The sequence below is a fragment of the Streptomyces durhamensis genome, from assembly GCF_000725475.1.
Classification (GTDB): Bacteria; Actinomycetota; Actinomycetes; order Streptomycetales; family Streptomycetaceae; genus Streptomyces; species Streptomyces filipinensis.
Window position 1 is genome coordinate 191,697 of record NZ_JNXR01000001.1, and the last position, 14,936, is coordinate 206,632.

The window sequence follows — 14,936 nt, forward strand, 5'->3', positions numbered from 1 at the left end:
CCCTAGTCGACGCCCCTGATCCGGCCCACCAGGGCCGCCCCGGCCAGCCCGATCGCCGCCGCGAGCAGGTACAGCACCCGGTACCCGCCGAGGTAGGTCACGATCGGCGCGGCCAGGGCGGGGGCCGCGACCTGGGGCAGGGCGTTGGCCACGTTGATCACGCCGAGGTCCTTGCCCCGGTCCAGCGCCTTCGGCAGGACGTCCGTCATCAGTGCGAAGTCGACGGAGGTGAACACGCCGAAGCCGACGCCGAGAACGGCCGCCGCCACGATCGCGCCGGGCCAGGTCTGCCAGCCGGCCAGCGCCGCCGTCGCCACCGCCATCAGCGCGCCGGACCAGACGACGAACGGCTTGCGCCGGCCGGCCCGGTCCGACCAGACGCCGCCCGCGACCACGGTCGCCACCAGCGTGAGGCCGTTGACGGCGGTCAGGACCAGCACCCCCTGGCCGGGATCGGGGCGGTGCAGCCGGTCGCGGAGGTAGTAGAGGAGGTACAGCAGCACCAGGGAGTTGCTGAGGTTGATCAGGAAGCGGGTCAGCCAGGCCCAGCCGAGATCGGGGTGGCGGCGCGGGCTCAGCCAGAACCCCGCCAGAAACCCACGCCAGGACCAGCGCGGCCGGTCCTGCCGCGCGAGCCGCAGATCCTCGTGGCGCAGGACGTATGGCAGCACGCCCGCCGCCGTGCACACCGCGCAGGCCGCGTACCCGGCGCGGACCCCGCCCGCCACCGTCGCGAGGCCCGTGCCGCCGACCACGCCGAGGATCTGCGCCGCCCCCAGCCAGCCGCCCACCGCGCCCCGCTGGAGCCGGGGCACCCGGTCCGGCACGGCCGCCGTCACCGCCGCGAACGCCGCGTTCAGCGTGAGCTGCACCAGGCACCAGCCCGCCGCCATGGACCACACCCCGCCCGCCCGCGCGAGCAGCAGCAGGGACACCGCGCCGCCCGCCGACCCGGCCACGATCCACGGTGTACGGCGGCCCCGGCGGGCCGTCGTACGGTCGGACAGGGCGCCGAAGAGCGGGTTGGCGAGCAGGGAGACCACCGCGCCGGCGCCGGTCACCCAGGCCAGCAGCGTCTCCTTGGGCATCCCGGTGCCGGGGGCGAAGTCCCTGGCCTGGGAGGCGAGCAGGATCTGCAGCGGGCCGAACCAGCCGACCCAGATCGCCGCGTTGGCCAGCGAGAGGGCCGCCGTCCAGCCCCGGCCGACGGGTTCGACGGGTTCGGCCAGGGCGGCGGCCGGCCCGCCGGCCGTGGTCATCCCCGGGTCCGCAGCAGGTCCCGGAACCAGTGGTAGGAGGCCTTCGGGGTGCGCTTCTGCGACGCGTAGTCCACGTGCACCAGGCCGAAGCGGCGGGCGTAGCCCTCGGCCCACTCGAAGTTGTCCAGCAGGGACCACACGAAGTAGCCGCGCACGTCCACGCCGGCCTCCAGCGCGCTGTGCAGGGCGCGGAGGTGGGCGTCCAGGTAGGCGATGCGGTCCTGGTCGTCGACGCCGTCGTAGGAGCAGCCGTTCTCGGTGATGACGATCGGGGGGAGCCGGTCGCCGTACCGCTCGCGGAAGCCGCACAGCAGCTCGGTGAGGCCCTCCGGGACGATCGGCCAGCCGAAGTCGGTCACCGGGCGGCCCGCGATCTCCCGGACGGAGAAGGGCAGTTCGGCGGGCATGCGCAGGCCGCCGTACTCGGTGGCGGTGCCCTGCGGGGCGCCCACGCGTGTGGGGGCATAGTAGTTGACGCCGTACCAGTCGACGGGTTCGGCGATGACCTTCAGGTCCTGCTGTACGTCACCGGGCATCAGCTCGCCCATCCCCTCGGGGTAGGCGCCCAGGATGACCGGCTCGGCGAACAGTCGGTTGAGGAGGACGTCGTAGAAGCCGGCCGCCTCGACGTCCGCCGGGTCGGCGGAGGCGGGCCAGGTGGGGCCGTGGGAGTTGGCGATGCCGACGTCCGTCGCCCCGGCCGCGCGCAGGGCCTGTACCGCGAGACCGTGGGCGAGGAGCTGGTGGTGGGCGACCGGGAGCGCGTCGAACAGGAGCTGTGCGCCGGGGGCGTGGGCGCCGAGGGCGTGGCCCAGGAGGGTGTGCTCGGCGGGTTCGTTGAGGGTGATCCACTTGCTCACGCGGTCGCCGAGGCGCTCGGCCACCACGGAGACGTACTCGGCGAACCGGGCCGCCGTGTCCCGTTCCAGCCAGTCCAGCGTGGCGGGCAGGTCCCAGTGGAAGAGGGTGGGCACGGGCCGTACGCCCGCCGCGCACAGCTCGTCCACCAGGCGGTCGTAGAAGTCCAGCCCGCCGGGGGAGTTCACCCGGGGCCAGGAGACCGAGAAGCGGTACGCGTCCACGCCGAGGCCGGCGAGGAGGGCCACGTCCTCGCGGTAGCGGTGGTAGTGGTCGCAGGCCACCGCCGCCGTCGAACCGTCCTTCACCCGGCCCGGTTCGGCCGTGAACACGTCCCACACCGATGGCTCGCGCTGCTCGGCCGCCCCCTCGATCTGATGGGCCGAGGTCGAGACTCCCCACAGGAAGCCGTCCGGGAAGCGGGGTATCGGATCGCCTGTGTCAGTCGCCATGGGCGGATCATCCTTACCGCCGGTAACAGAAGTCAACGCCCCCGCACGGACCAGTGCTCAGGCGCCCTCTTTCAGCACCCGGGAAATCAACTCCCGCTGCTCCTCGGTCAGTCGGGGGTCGGCCGCGTACACCGTGCGGCCGTCCACGGTGATCTCGTACCGGAAACCGTCCGGGACACCGGCCGGCGGGGAGCCCTGGCCGGTCGCGAGGACGCGCTCGGCCAGGGACTGCCACTCCGGGGAGTCGGGCCGGCCCGAGATGTCCACCTCGGCCCGGCGCTCGATGCCCGCGAAACCGCCCGTGCGCCGTACTTGAATACGCATGGGGAACTGTCTAGTACGGAACTACAGCGTCCGCACCCCTACCTGTTCCCACGCCTTCTGCACGGCCTGGAGTTCGTCGCCGGCGCCGTACCGCTGCCGGGCCGCCTGCACCGTCAGCGTGGCGAAGTCGGCGAACCTCGCCTCCTGTTCCAGCTCGCCGCCGGTGAGCACGTCGTACCAGATCTGCCCCGCCTTCTCCCAGGCGCGCCCGCCGATGGCCGTGGCGACCAGGTAGAAGGCGTGGTTGGGGATGCCGGAGTTGATGTGCACGCCGCCGTTGTCGCTGCCGGTGCGGACGTAGTGGTCCATCGTCGCCGGCTGCGGGTCCTTGCCCAGGTTCGGGTCGTCGTACGCCGTGCCCGGGGCCTTCATGGAGCGCAGCGCCGTGCCGTGGACGCGCGGGGCGAGCAGGCCGGCGCCGACCAGCCAGTCGGCCTCGGCGGCGGTCTGGCCGAGCGTGTACTGCTTGATCAGCGAGCCGAAGACGTCCGAGAGGGACTCGTTGAGCGCCCCGGACTGACCGAAGTAGGTGAGGTTGGCGGTGTGCTGGGTGACGCCGTGGGTCAGCTCGTGGCCGATGACGTCGACCGGGATGGTGAAGTCGAGGAAGACCTCGTTGTCGCCGTCGCCGAACACCATCTGCTCGCCGTTCCAGAAGGCGTTGTCGTAGTTCTCGCCGAAGTGGACCGTGGCGTCCAGCGGCAGCCCGTCGCCGTCGATGGAGTGCCGGCCGTACGCCTTCAGGTACAGCTCGAAGGTGGCGCCGAGGCCGGCGTAGGCGCGGTTGACGGTGGCGTCGGAGCCCGGGTCGGAGCCTTCCGCGCGGACCTGGTCGCCGGGCAGGTCCTGGGTGTGGTGGGCGTCGTAGATCGTGCGGTGCGGCTGGTCGGCCGCGGCCCCCGCGGGCGCGGCGACGGAGGGCGCGCCGATCACCGTGGTCAGGCGGCGCTTGGTGCGCTGGTAGGCGTCGTGCTCCAGGGACCGGCGGGCCGGGCCGGAGAGCGCGGGGTCCTCGGCTCGGGCGAGCTGGTCGAGGACGTGCGGTGGCACGATCGTGCAGAAGACGGGCTCGAAGCCCCCGTGGGTCGTCATGCCCCGCACCATCGCACTCAGTGATACCGATGTCACTAGCTGCCACCATGATTGGTGAAATACCGGGACAGGGAGCGCCACGCTCCGTGATGATGTGATAGGGGGATGTGGTGCAGCGCACTTTTTGTCCCTTTTGGGGTCACGGTCCCGCATACTGATACGCGTCCCCCGAGTCCGGGGCGGCTCGGCTAGGCTGCGGAGCATCATGCGTTTCGGGCTGCTTCTTCTTAGCTGCCGCGGCGAGGGCCTGTAGTCGAGGCCGACCCCCTCCCCGCGGAGCTTGGCGTTGCGTCGTCGGCCGTCCACTCGGACATCCGGACACCCCTCAAGGAGCCCACGCACCATGGCCAACCGCCAGCAGCCCAGTTCCATGCCGATCCACAAGTACGGCCGCTACGAGCAGGTGGACATCCCGGACCGCACCTGGCCGAACCAGCGGATCACCGTAGCCCCCCGCTGGCTCTCCACCGACCTGCGCGACGGCAACCAGGCCCTGATCGACCCGATGTCGCCCGAGCGCAAGCGCCGGATGTTCGACCAGCTGGTGAAGATGGGCTACAAGGAGATCGAGGTCGGCTTCCCGGCCTCCGGCCAGACCGACTTCGACTTCGTGCGCTCGATCATCGAGGAAGAGGGCGCGATCCCGGACGACGTCACGATCTCCGTCCTGACCCAGGCCCGCGAGGACCTGATCGAGCGGACCGTGGAGTCCCTGAAGGGCGCCAAGCGGGCCACCGTCCACCTGTACAACGCCACCGCGCCGGTCTTCCGCCGCGTGGTCTTCCGCGGCTCCAAGGACGACATCAAGCAGATCGCCGTCGACGGCACCCGCCTGGTGATGGAGTACGCCGAGAAGCTGCTGGGCCCCGAGACCGAGTTCGGCTACCAGTACTCGCCGGAGATCTTCACCGACACCGAGCTGGACTTCGCGCTGGAGGTCTGCGAGGCGGTCATGGACGTCTACCAGCCGGGGCCGGGCCGCGAGATCATCCTCAACCTGCCCGCCACCGTGGAGCGTTCGACCCCCTCCACGCACGCGGACCGCTTCGAGTGGATGCACCGCAACCTGACCCGCCGCGAGCACGTGGTGCTGTCGATCCACCCGCACAACGACCGCGGTACGGCCGTGGCGGCGGCCGAGCTGGCCCTGATGGCCGGCGCCGACCGCGTCGAGGGCTGTCTGTTCGGGCAGGGCGAGCGCACCGGCAACGTCGACCTGGTCACGCTGGGCATGAATCTGTTCTCCCAGGGCGTCGACCCGCAGATCGACTTCTCCGACATCGACGAGATCCGTCGTACGTGGGAGTACTGCAACCAGATGGAGGTCCACCCGCGCCACCCGTACGTGGGCGACCTGGTCTACACGTCCTTCTCCGGCTCCCACCAGGACGCCATCAAGAAGGGCTTCGACGCCATGGAGGCCGACGCGCAGGCCAAGGGCGTCACCGTCGACGACATCGAGTGGGCGGTGCCGTACCTGCCGATCGACCCCAAGGACGTCGGCCGCTCCTACGAGGCCGTCATCCGCGTCAACTCGCAGTCCGGCAAGGGCGGCATCTCCTACGTCCTGAAGAACGACCACAAGCTGGACCTGCCGCGCCGGATGCAGATCGAGTTCTCGAAGCTCATCCAGGCGAAGACCGACGCCGAGGGCGGCGAGATCACGCCGAAGGACATCTGGGCGGTCTTCCAGGACGAGTACCTGCCCAACCCGGACAACCCCTGGGGCCGCATCCAGGTCAGGACGGGCCAGTCGACCACCGACACCGACGGCGTGGACACTCTGACCGTCGAGGCGACCGTCGATGGCGAGGACACCGTCCTGACCGGCTCCGGCAACGGTCCGATCTCGGCCTTCTTCGACGCCCTGCAGTCCATCGGCATCGACGTACGCCTGCTGGACTACCAGGAGCACACGATGAGCGAGGGCGCCTCCGCGCAGGCCGCCTCCTACATCGAATGCGCGATCGACGGCAAGGTTCTCTGGGGTATCGGCATCGATGCGAACACGACGCGTGCGTCGCTGAAGGCGGTCGTCTCGGCGGTGAACCGCGCGGGCCGCTGACCGGCTCTGACCGGCCCTTTCGGTGCCCTGACCGCTGTGTACGGCGGTCAGGGCACCGTCGTTTATCGGCCATCGCGCCCCCGAGGTCACGGAAAGGTCTCTTACGGGGTACTGACTCAGCCTCCGTGATGTGGCTAACATCACGCCAGCGCGGCGATGTTGCCGTGCGGTTACGGAGGTGCGACGTGCTGCCAGTACGGGGACGAGACGGCCAGGCCCTGCGCTTCCTGGGCACGCGCACCGCGTGGACACCGATCGGGGACGGCGAGTTCTTCTGCCCCGGCTGCGGAGGCGACCGCAACTACCAGCGGCTCACCGGGCGCCGCCGGCTCACCCTGCTCGGGGTGCCCCTGCTGCCGCGCGGTACGGCCGGACCGGTCGTGGAGTGCGCCGCCTGCCGCCACCACTACGGCACCGACGTGCTCGACCACCCCACCACCCGCCGCTTCTCCGCGATGCTCCGCGACGCCGTGCACACCGTCGCCCTCGCCGTGCTCGCCGCGGGCGGGACCTCCTCCCGCACGGCCCTGGAGACGGCCGCGACGGCCGTGCGCGCGGCCGGCTTCGACGGCTGCACCGAGGACCAGCTCGCCGCCCTCGTCGACGCCCTCGCCGCCGACACCGGCCGGGTCCTCGGCGGCGAGTGCGGCACGAGCCTGACCATAGAGCTGCACGAGGCCCTGGACCCGCTCGCCCCGCACCTCGCCCGCGCGGGCCGCGAGTCCCTGCTCCTCCAGGCCGCCCGCATCGCCCTCGCCGACGGCCCCTACACCCCCGCCGAACGCGACGCCCTCACCACCGTGGGCGCGGCCCTGACCATCTGCGCCGACGACGTCACCCGGCTGCTGGCCGCCGCCCGCACACCGTCCTGACCCGCCCGTCCGGACCGCGGGGATCGCCTGAACGAGCGGTTCCCGCGCGGCGGCGGGGAGCGTGCCGGGCGGGCCCGAGGACCTGCCGTACCGGGGGTTTCCGCCGCCGGGCCCGGCACCCGCGCTCCGGTATCGCCCATATGAGTATTCCCCGGGGCGAATCTGGACCGATGGTTCCGGGGACCATGGGTGGGTGACACCGAAGAGCCGCACCCTGCTCACCGCCCTCGCGCTCCTCACCTCGCTCACCGCCCGCCCACCCGCCCACGCCGCCTCCGGCTGCGAGTCCTCACAGCCGTACGCGGCGGGGCAGGGCGGCTACCACACGTACCGCATCCCGGCCACGGTCAGGACCGGGGACGGCGCGGTCCTGGCCTTCGCCGAGGGGCGGCACGCCGGCGCGGGCGACACCGGGGACATCGACGTCGTGCTGCGCCGCTCCACCGACGGCGGCTGCACCTGGGGCCCACTGACGGTGGTGGCCGCGGGCCACGGGGACACCCGGGGCAACCCGGCACCCGTCGTGGACCCGCGCACCGGCGCCGTCATCCTCGTGACCTGCGGCAACAGCGGCTCGGTGACGGAGGCGCAGATCATGCGCGGCGAGGTCCCGGACGAACGGGGCCGCCGGGTCTTCGTACAGCGCAGCATGGACGACGGCCGCCACTTCACGGCCCCGGTGGACATCACCGCGCAGGTGCGGCGGCCCGGCTGGCGCTGGTACGCCACCGGCCCCGGCCACGCGGAGGTCCTCACCCGGGGCCCGCACGCCGGCCGCCTGCTGGTCCCGGCCAACCACTCCGCCGCCCCGCCCCCCGGCTCCCCGGACACCGGCCAGGAACCCCGGTACTACGGCGGCCACGCCCTCTACAGCGACGACGGCGGCCGCACCTGGCACCTCGGATTCGTGGACGCCACCTACGACGGCCTGACCAACACCAACGAGACGAGCGCCACCCAACTCCCCGACGGCCGCCTCTACTTCGCCGCCCGCGACCAGAACGGCAGCGCCCCCGGCAACCGCCTCGACAGCTACTCCTCGGACGGCGGCACCACCCTCGACCGCCCCTACACCGTCCAGCCCACGCTGGGCGACGTCCCCGTGGTCCAGGGCAGCGTGCTCCAACTCCGCCCAGGAGCCCCGCTGGTGTTCTCCGCGCCCTCCGTGCCGACCGCCCGCCGCGCCCTGGCCCTGTGGGGGAGCACGGACGCCGGCCGCACCTTCACCCGGCTGCTCACCCTCTCGGACCGCCCGGCCGCCTACTCCGACCTCGTCCAGCTCGGCCACGACACGGTCGGCGTCCTGTACGAGACGGGCACCGCCCACCCCTACGACACCGTGGAGTTCCGCCGGGTGACCCTGCCCTGAAGCGCCCCGAAACCTCAGAGCAACCCCGCCGCAGCCAGGAACTTCCCCACCTTCTCGACCTCCTCCCCGGACAACGGCACCTGCGGCTCGGCCGTGACCGCACAGTCGATCACCCCCCGCAGATGCAGCGCGGCCTTGAACGCGCCCAGCGCCGAAGAGCTGCCGCCCATCCGCGCCGGATCCCCGGCCGCGACCATCCCGAACAGCGCGCACAGCCGCTCCTGCTCGGCCCGCGCCCCCTCCCGGTCGCCGGCCCGGCTCATCCGGTACAGCCGGACGTACCCGTGCGGGTCGACGTTGGCCAGCCCCGGCACGGCCCCGTCGGCGCCCAGCGCCAGCGCGGAGTCCACGACCAGCTCCGAGCCGGTCAGCACGCTGAACCCGGTGTGCGCCCGGGCCCCGGTGACGACCTCGCGGAAGGCGCCCAGGTCCCCGCTGGAGTCCTTGAGCCCGGCCAGCACCCCGTCGCCCGCCAGCCCCAGCACCAGGTCGGCGGGAAGCTTGGTGTGCACCGCGGCGGGGATGTCGTAGGCGATGACCGGCACCGCGGACGCGGCGGCGATCCTGCGGTAGTGGTGGACGATCTCCGAGCGGTGGGTGCGGGCGTAGAACGGGGCGGTCACCACGACGGCCTGCGCGCCGGCCGCCGTCACGGCCCGGACGTGGTCCAGGACACGCGGCGTGGTCATGTCGATCGCCCCGGCGAGGACGGGCAGCCGGCCTCCCACATGGCCGACGACCGCCTCCACGACCTGCCTGCGCTGGTGGTCGGTGAGGAACGCGGCCTCGGACGTGGACCCGAGCAGGAACAGCCCGTGCACCCCTGCGTCCACCAGATGGTCGACCAGCCTGAGCAGCGAGGGGACGTCCACCTCGCGCCGCGGTGTCAGCGGCGTGCACACGGGCGGGACGACACCGGTGAGCGGGACGGGGAACGTCATTCAGGGCTCCTGGCGTGCTAGGTCGCGGGTCGGCTGGTCCTCCTCCACAGGATGGTGACAGCGGTAGCGGTGTCCGGGCCGTGACGCGGCCGAGAAGTCCGGCATCGCCTCGGCGCACAACCCGTCCGCCCGCCAGCAGCGGGTGCGGAACGGGCAGCCGCTCGGCGGCCGGGTCGCCGAGGGCACCGGCCCGGTCAGCGGGATCGGGTCGACGGGGTCCAGCAGACCGGGGGTGGCCGAGAACAGGGCCCGTGTGTACGGGTGCCGGGCCGCGTCGGTGACCCGGTCGGCCGGGGCCTCCTCCACGATCCGGCCCAGGTACATGGTGATCACCCGGTCGCTCATCCGCCGTACCGTCTGGATGTCGTGCGAGACAAACACCAGGGCCAGGCCGAGGCGTTCCCTCAGGTCCAGCAGGAGGTTCAGGATCTGCGCGCGGACCGACACGTCCAGCGCGCTGGTCGGCTCGTCGGCGACGACCAGCGCCGGGTCCAGGGCCAGCGCGCGGGCGATGGCGACACGCTGCCGCTGGCCGCCGGAGAGCTGTCCGGGCAACGCGTCGGCCAGCGCCCGGGGCAGACCGACCAGAGACATCAACTCCTTGACCCGGTCCTCCCGTTCGTCCCTGCTGCCACGCCCGTGGACGTCCAGCGGGTCGCGCAGGATCCGCCGTACCGTCAGCCGCCGGTTCAGCGCGGTCGACGGGTCCTGGAAGACCATCCCGACGCCCGCGCCGACGGTGGCCCGGCGCTCGGCCGGCGGCATCGCCCACAGGTCCCGGCCCTGGAACGCCACCGACCCCGCCACCGGCCGCTGGATGCCCACCAGCACCCTGGCCAGCGTCGACTTCCCGCACCCCGACTCGCCGACCACGCCGACCGTCTCCCCGGCGGCCACGGTGAGAGCGGCACCGGTCAGGGCGTACACCCGGTCACGCCGCAACAGCCCGCCACTGCGGGCCCTGTGCACCACATGGGCGTCCCGGACCTCGACGACGGCGTTCACTGCACCACCTCGTTCTCCACGGGTACCGCGGGGTGATGGCAGGCGGCCGTGTGGGCGGCCGTACCGGCGAGAACCGGTGCGCTCTCGTGGCACACCCCGGTCGCCAGCGGGCAGCGGTCGGCGAAGCGGCAGCCCGCCGGGAAGTCGGCCGGAGCCGGTACGACCCCCTTGACCTGCGTCATCCGCTCCTCGGCCGACTCCAGCGACAGTACGCTGCCGAGCAGACCGCGCGTGTAGTGGTGGGCCGGTGCCGCCACCACGTCGGCGGTCACCCCGCTCTCCACGATCTGCCCGCCGTACATCACCACCACCCGGTCGGTGACGTCGGCTACCAGCGCCAGATCGTGCGAGACCAGGACCAGCGCGAAGCCCAGCTCCGCGCGCAGCCGCAACAGCAGCTCCATCACCTGGGCCTGCACCGTGACGTCCAGCGCGGTCGTCGGCTCGTCGGCGACGATCAGCCGCGGTTCGCGGGAGAGCGCCATGGCGATGAGCACGCGCTGGCGCTGCCCGCCGGACAGTTCGTGCGGATAGCTGCGCAGGGTGCGGTCGGGGTCCAGGCCGACCAGCTCCATGAGCTCGCGCGGACCGCGCCCGCCGCCGCGCCGGACGAGCTGCCTCAGCTGGGCGCGGATGGTCATCGCCGGGTTCAGCGAGGACAGGGCGTCCTGGTAGACCATCGCCATCTCGTGGCCGAGCAGCCGGCGCCGGACCCGCACCGGTTCCGTGAGCAGGTCCCGCTGGCGGAACCGCACCTGGCCGCCGATGCGCGCGCCCCGCGGCTGCAGCCCCATGACCGTGAGCGCGGTCAGCGTCTTCCCGCAGCCCGACTCGCCCACCAGGCCGAGGACTTCACCGGCGTACACCTCGAAGCCGACCCCGGCCACGATGTCCACGCCCCGGTGCCGGTCGGGGAAGCCGATGGTGAGGTTCTCCACGGCGAGCACCGGCTGCCCGCTGCGGTCGGGCAGCGGCCGGGCCCGGGCCCGCAGCCGCCGTGCGGCCTGGGCCAGCCCGGGCAGCTCCAGCACCTCGCCACTGCCGGGCTCCGGCGCCTCCAGCCGGTCCCGCGGCGCCTCGACCTCCCGCCCGGCCGGTGCCGCCCACGCGTCGGAGACCCCCTCGGAGAGGATGTTCAGCGACAGCACGGTCAGCAGGATCAGCAGCCCGGGAAAGACGGTCGCCCACCAGCCCCCGGTCAGCACCATGTTCTTGCCGTCGGCGATGACACTGCCCCACGACGGGTCGGGGGGCCGCACCCCGGCGCCGATGAACGACAGCGACGCCTCGAACACGATCGCCTCGGCGACCTGGACCGTGCAGAAGACGAGCACGGGGGCGGCGCAGTTGACGGCCACGTGCCGCAGCACGATGTGCGCGGTACGGGCGCCGATGACCCGCTCGGCGGTGACGTAGTCCTCGCCGTACTGATCGAGGACGTTCGCCCGTACGACCCGGGCGACGGGCGGCGTGAAGAGGAAGGCGATCGCGCAGATCAGTACGCCGATCCCGCCGCCGAACACGGCGACCAGCACGGCCGCGAGCGCGATCCCCGGGAACGCCATCACCACGTCCAGACAGCGCATCAGCGTCTCGTCGACCGCCTTGCGCGAGGTGGCCGCGAGGGCGCCGAGCAGCGCGCCGACGACCAGGGCGAGCCCGGTGGCGCCCAGCCCGATCGCCAGCGACCAGCGGGCGCCGTACATCAGCCGGCTCAGGATGTCCCGGCCGAGGCTGTCCTGCCCGAGCCAGTGCGCTGCGGACGGATGCCCGCTGCCACCGACCGGGTCCTGCTGGTCCAGCGGGTCGTTCGGGGCGAGGAGCGGAGCCAGCACGGCGACGAGGACGACGAGGGCCAGAAAGCAGACGGCGGCCTTCGACAGCAGGGGCAGCCGGCGCCGGCCGCGCAACCGGACGCCGGGCCGGGCCAGCCGCTCGGCGAGGCGCGCGCGTGTGCTCATCAGGCCGCCCTCAGACGTGGGTTGACCAGCAGATACAGGATGTCGATGACGAGGTTCACGACGACGAACCCGGTGGCCGTGGTGAGGACGACCCCCTGGACGACGGCCGGATCGCCGTTCTGCACGGCGTCGATCATCAGCTTGCCCATGCCGGGCAGCGAGAAGATCGTCTCGATGACGACGGCTCCGCCGAGCAGGTAGCCGACCCGCAGCCCGAGCACGGTCAGCGGATTGACCAGCGCGTTGCGCAGGACGTTCCGGCCGACGACCACCCACGGCGGCAGCCCGCTCCCGATCGCGGTCCGCACATAGTCCTTGTCCAGCTCCTCCACCACCGAGGTCCGCACGATCCGGGTGAGCTGCGCGGCCACCGGCAGCGAGAGCGCGAAGGCGGGCAGCGCCATGGTCCTCAGCCAGCCGGTGACGGAGTCGGCCGGGTTGATGTAGCCGCCGGTCGGGAACCAGCCCCGGTCCACCGCCAGGTACTGGATCATCAGCAGCGCCAGCCAGAACCCGGGCGCGGCCACCCCCACCAGGGAGACCACCCGGACGACCTGGTCCGGGAACCGGTCCCGGTACACGGCCGCCGTGACCCCGCCCGCCAGCGCCAGCACCACCGCCACGGCCAGGCCCAGGAAGGTCAGCTGGAGGGTGAGCGGCAGCGCGGTGGAGACCTGGTCGGCCACCGGGGCACGGGTCAGGGCGCTGGTGCCGAGGTCGCCGTGCAGCAGCGCGCCGACGAAGTGGACGTACCGCACCGGCAGCGGGTCGAGCAGCCCGTTGCGCGCCCGGAAGTCGTGCAGTTGCCGCGGGGTCGGGTTGGCGCCCTGGAAGAACGCGGACGCCGGGTCGACGTCCGAGAACCGCATCACCAGGAACACGAACAGCACGATCCCGAGCATGAGCGGCACGAGCAGGGCGAGACGTCGCAGCAGGATCCGTACGACGGCCGTCATGCCGTCAGACCCACCTGGCCTGCAGCAGGTTGATGCCCGGGTACGGCTGCGCCCTTATCCCGCCGAGCTTGCGCGGGTCCCAGGCCGTCATCAGCTCGTTGTGGACCACCGGGTAGAGCACGGCCTGCTCGGCGACGACGTCGATGTAGTCCTGGACCATCGCCTTCTTTTTCGCCGGGTCCGGTTCCCTGGTCGCCCGGTCCATGTCCGTGAAGAGCCGCCTGGCGACGGGGTCGCCGGCCCACCGGGTGTACCCCATCCACAGGTTCTGCGGCCCGTAGTTGTAATGCATGATCAGATCGGCGTCGAGCCCGAACTGGTTCGGATTGGAGGCCGCGGCCACCACCTGGTAGTCCTGCTTCTGGTCCATCTTGGTGAACACGGCCGTGGTCTCCTGCGGCGCGAGGGTGGTCTCCACTCCGACCGCGTCCCAGGAGGACTTGAGGGTCGGCAGACAGTCCACGATCCAGCTGACGTTGACCGCGAGGATCTCGACCTTGAGGCCGGTGACCCCGGCGGCCTTGAGCAACGCCTTGGCCCTGGCCGGGTCGTGGTCGTAGACCGTCCTGGCCCGCCGGTAGCTCGGGTTGCCCTCGTCGAGGAAGGAGGACGCCGGCCTGCCGTGCCCCTTCAGCGCCACCTTCACCATCTTCTCGGTGTCGATGGCGTAGTGCAGCGCCTGCCGCACCCGCACGTCGTCGAAGGGCTTGTGCTTCGTGTTGAACATCAGGAACAGGTTGTTCATCCCGGCGCCGCCCGCGACCTTCAGCCCGCCCTGCTCCAGCCGGGAGATGTTGGCGTACGGGATGTTGTCCGCGATCTGCGCGCCGGCGCCGGTCCCGGAGATCTTCGCGACGCGGGGCGCGGCGTCCACGATGGTCAGCCAGTTCATGCGCTTGAAGGCCGGCCTGCGGGGGCCGTTGTAGCCGGCGAACGCCTCGAAGGTGGTGTTGGACTTCGGGTGGTGCGCGGTCTGCCGGTACGGCCCCGAGCCCACGGCCAGCCCCTTGACGGCGTCGTCCCAGGCACCGGGCCTGGAGAAGACGTGCTTCGGCATGATCTTGGCGAGGGTGAGCCGGGAGAGCCCGTCGGGGAAGGGGAACCTGAGGACGAGCTCGACCGTGCGCGCGTCGACCTTCCTGACGTCCTTCAGCCAGCTGACGAAGAACCCCTTGGCGAGGGTCTGGGTCTTCGGGTCCAGGATCCGGTCGAAGACGAACACGACGTCGTCGGCGGTGACGGGCCTGCCGTCGTGGAAGGTCGCGCCGGAGCGGAGCGTGAACCGCCAGCTGGTGGCGTTCGCGTCCTTCGGGGCCGCGGTGGCGAGCGCCGGATACGGCAGCCGGGTGATCGGGTCGGTGTCCAGCAGCCCCTCGTAGATGTGGTTGTTGGCGGCCATCGCGAACGCCGACGCCGTCTGCGTCGGGTCCCAGCTGCCGTCGTTGCCGTAGCCGATCACGGCGGTCAGCGTCCGGTCCTTGCCGCTGCCGCCGCTTCCGGTGTCGTTCGTGGACTGCGGACCCGCGGAGCAGGCGGCCAGCGCGGGCGGCAGGGCGGCGGTCAGGCCGAGCGCGCCGACGCCCTTCAGAAAGGTCCGCCGATACGGGGCCGGCATGTCGCGGGTCACGTCGTCACGCACGGGTCCTCCAGCGAGGTCGGGGAAGGGGGAGGAGAGGAGGTACGACGTCCTATGTCCGGTTGGTCAGCGACCATAGGAGGGCCCCAAGGGGTGGTCAAGAGCACGCACACGAATGGCGTAGCCACCACAGGTCGCACCAATGG

The 14,936-nt window shown here is 72.1% G+C and carries 12 protein-coding genes; 3 read left to right on the forward strand and 9 right to left on the reverse strand.

The genetic code is table 11. The features are described 5' to 3' along the window. Positions 1-2: 2 nt before the first annotated feature. The 4 genes from IO33_RS0100835 to IO33_RS0100850 are packed head-to-tail and all read right to left on the reverse strand — an operon-like array spanning position 3 to position 3,985. A complete protein-coding gene (locus IO33_RS0100835; protein ID WP_031158859.1) occupies positions 3-1,259 on the reverse strand; it encodes an MFS transporter in 1,257 nt (418 codons plus the stop codon). Then, a complete protein-coding gene (locus tag IO33_RS0100840; protein WP_031158862.1) occupies positions 1,256-2,569 on the reverse strand; it encodes a GH1 family beta-glucosidase in 1,314 nt (437 codons plus the stop codon). Before IO33_RS0100840 ends, IO33_RS0100835 begins: the two co-directional genes overlap by 4 nt. Before the next feature lie 57 nt (positions 2,570-2,626). Beyond that, positions 2,627-2,893 (reverse strand): protealysin inhibitor emfourin, encoded by a 267-nt coding sequence (locus IO33_RS0100845; protein WP_031158864.1) that lies wholly within the window; start codon positions 2,891-2,893, stop codon positions 2,627-2,629. A 21-nt stretch (positions 2,894-2,914) separates the two neighbouring features. Beyond that, positions 2,915-3,985, reverse strand: coding sequence for a M4 family metallopeptidase (locus IO33_RS0100850; RefSeq protein WP_031158866.1), 1,071 nt, complete (start codon positions 3,983-3,985; stop codon positions 2,915-2,917). Between the two features lie 343 nt (positions 3,986-4,328). On the opposite strand from IO33_RS0100850, the gene leuA reads away from it, so the two are divergent. The 3 genes from leuA to IO33_RS0100865 all read left to right on the forward strand — a co-directional run bounded on the left by leuA (position 4,329) and on the right by IO33_RS0100865 (position 8,291). Then, complete coding sequence (leuA, locus tag IO33_RS0100855; protein ID WP_031158868.1) at positions 4,329-6,050, forward strand: 2-isopropylmalate synthase; 1,722 nt, start codon at positions 4,329-4,331, stop codon at positions 6,048-6,050. 185 nt (positions 6,051-6,235) lie between these two features. After that, positions 6,236-6,922, forward strand: a complete 687-nt coding sequence (locus IO33_RS0100860) for a TerB family tellurite resistance protein (RefSeq protein ID WP_031158870.1) — start codon at positions 6,236-6,238, stop codon at positions 6,920-6,922. Positions 6,923-7,115: 193 nt separating this feature from the next. Continuing rightward, entirely contained in the window at positions 7,116-8,291 is a 1,176-nt protein-coding gene (locus IO33_RS0100865) for a sialidase family protein (RefSeq protein WP_031158872.1), read from the forward strand. A gap of 14 nt (positions 8,292-8,305) precedes the next feature. Here the strand turns inward: IO33_RS0100865 and IO33_RS0100870 are convergent, their stop codons facing one another. Genes IO33_RS0100870 through IO33_RS0100890 form a run of 5 tightly spaced genes read right to left on the reverse strand, consistent with a single transcriptional unit; the run spans position 8,306 to position 14,769 of the window. Then, positions 8,306-9,232: a dihydrodipicolinate synthase family protein gene (locus IO33_RS0100870; RefSeq protein ID WP_031158873.1), complete on the reverse strand. Its 927-nt coding sequence runs from the start codon at positions 9,230-9,232 to the stop codon at positions 8,306-8,308. Further along, positions 9,233-10,237, reverse strand: coding sequence for an oligopeptide/dipeptide ABC transporter ATP-binding protein (locus IO33_RS0100875; RefSeq protein WP_031158874.1), 1,005 nt, complete (start codon positions 10,235-10,237; stop codon positions 9,233-9,235). Beyond that, positions 10,234-12,198: a dipeptide/oligopeptide/nickel ABC transporter permease/ATP-binding protein gene (locus IO33_RS0100880; protein ID WP_031158875.1), complete on the reverse strand. Its 1,965-nt coding sequence runs from the start codon at positions 12,196-12,198 to the stop codon at positions 10,234-10,236. The genes IO33_RS0100875 and IO33_RS0100880 overlap by 4 nt, the downstream gene beginning before the upstream one ends. Then, complete coding sequence (locus IO33_RS0100885) at positions 12,198-13,154, reverse strand: ABC transporter permease (RefSeq protein ID WP_031158877.1); 957 nt, start codon at positions 13,152-13,154, stop codon at positions 12,198-12,200. The genes IO33_RS0100880 and IO33_RS0100885 overlap by 1 nt, the downstream gene beginning before the upstream one ends. Positions 13,155-13,158: 4 nt before the next feature. Continuing rightward, on the reverse strand, positions 13,159-14,769 hold the full coding sequence (locus IO33_RS0100890) for an ABC transporter substrate-binding protein (protein WP_031158880.1): 1,611 nt from the start codon (positions 14,767-14,769) through the stop codon (positions 13,159-13,161). Positions 14,770-14,936: the final 167 nt, after the last annotated feature.

Bases quoted from the DNA above. Each gene is read 5' to 3' on its own strand.
- IO33_RS0100835 (WP_031158859.1), bottom strand. From the start codon at position 1,259: ATGACCACGGCCGGCGGGCCGGCCGCCGCCCTGGCCGAACCCGTCGAA.
- IO33_RS0100840 (WP_031158862.1), bottom strand. From the start codon at position 2,569: ATGGCGACTGACACAGGCGATCCGATACCCCGCTTCCCGGACGGCTTC.
- IO33_RS0100845 (WP_031158864.1), bottom strand. From the start codon at position 2,893: ATGCGTATTCAAGTACGGCGCACGGGCGGTTTCGCGGGCATCGAGCGC.
- IO33_RS0100850 (WP_031158866.1), bottom strand. From the start codon at position 3,985: ATGACGACCCACGGGGGCTTCGAGCCCGTCTTCTGCACGATCGTGCCA.
- leuA (WP_031158868.1), top strand. From the start codon at position 4,329: ATGGCCAACCGCCAGCAGCCCAGTTCCATGCCGATCCACAAGTACGGC.
- IO33_RS0100870 (WP_031158873.1), bottom strand. From the start codon at position 9,232: ATGACGTTCCCCGTCCCGCTCACCGGTGTCGTCCCGCCCGTGTGCACG.
- IO33_RS0100880 (WP_031158875.1), bottom strand. From the start codon at position 12,198: ATGAGCACACGCGCGCGCCTCGCCGAGCGGCTGGCCCGGCCCGGCGTC.
- IO33_RS0100885 (WP_031158877.1), bottom strand. From the start codon at position 13,154: ATGACGGCCGTCGTACGGATCCTGCTGCGACGTCTCGCCCTGCTCGTG.
- IO33_RS0100890 (WP_031158880.1), bottom strand. From the start codon at position 14,769: ATGCCGGCCCCGTATCGGCGGACCTTTCTGAAGGGCGTCGGCGCGCTC.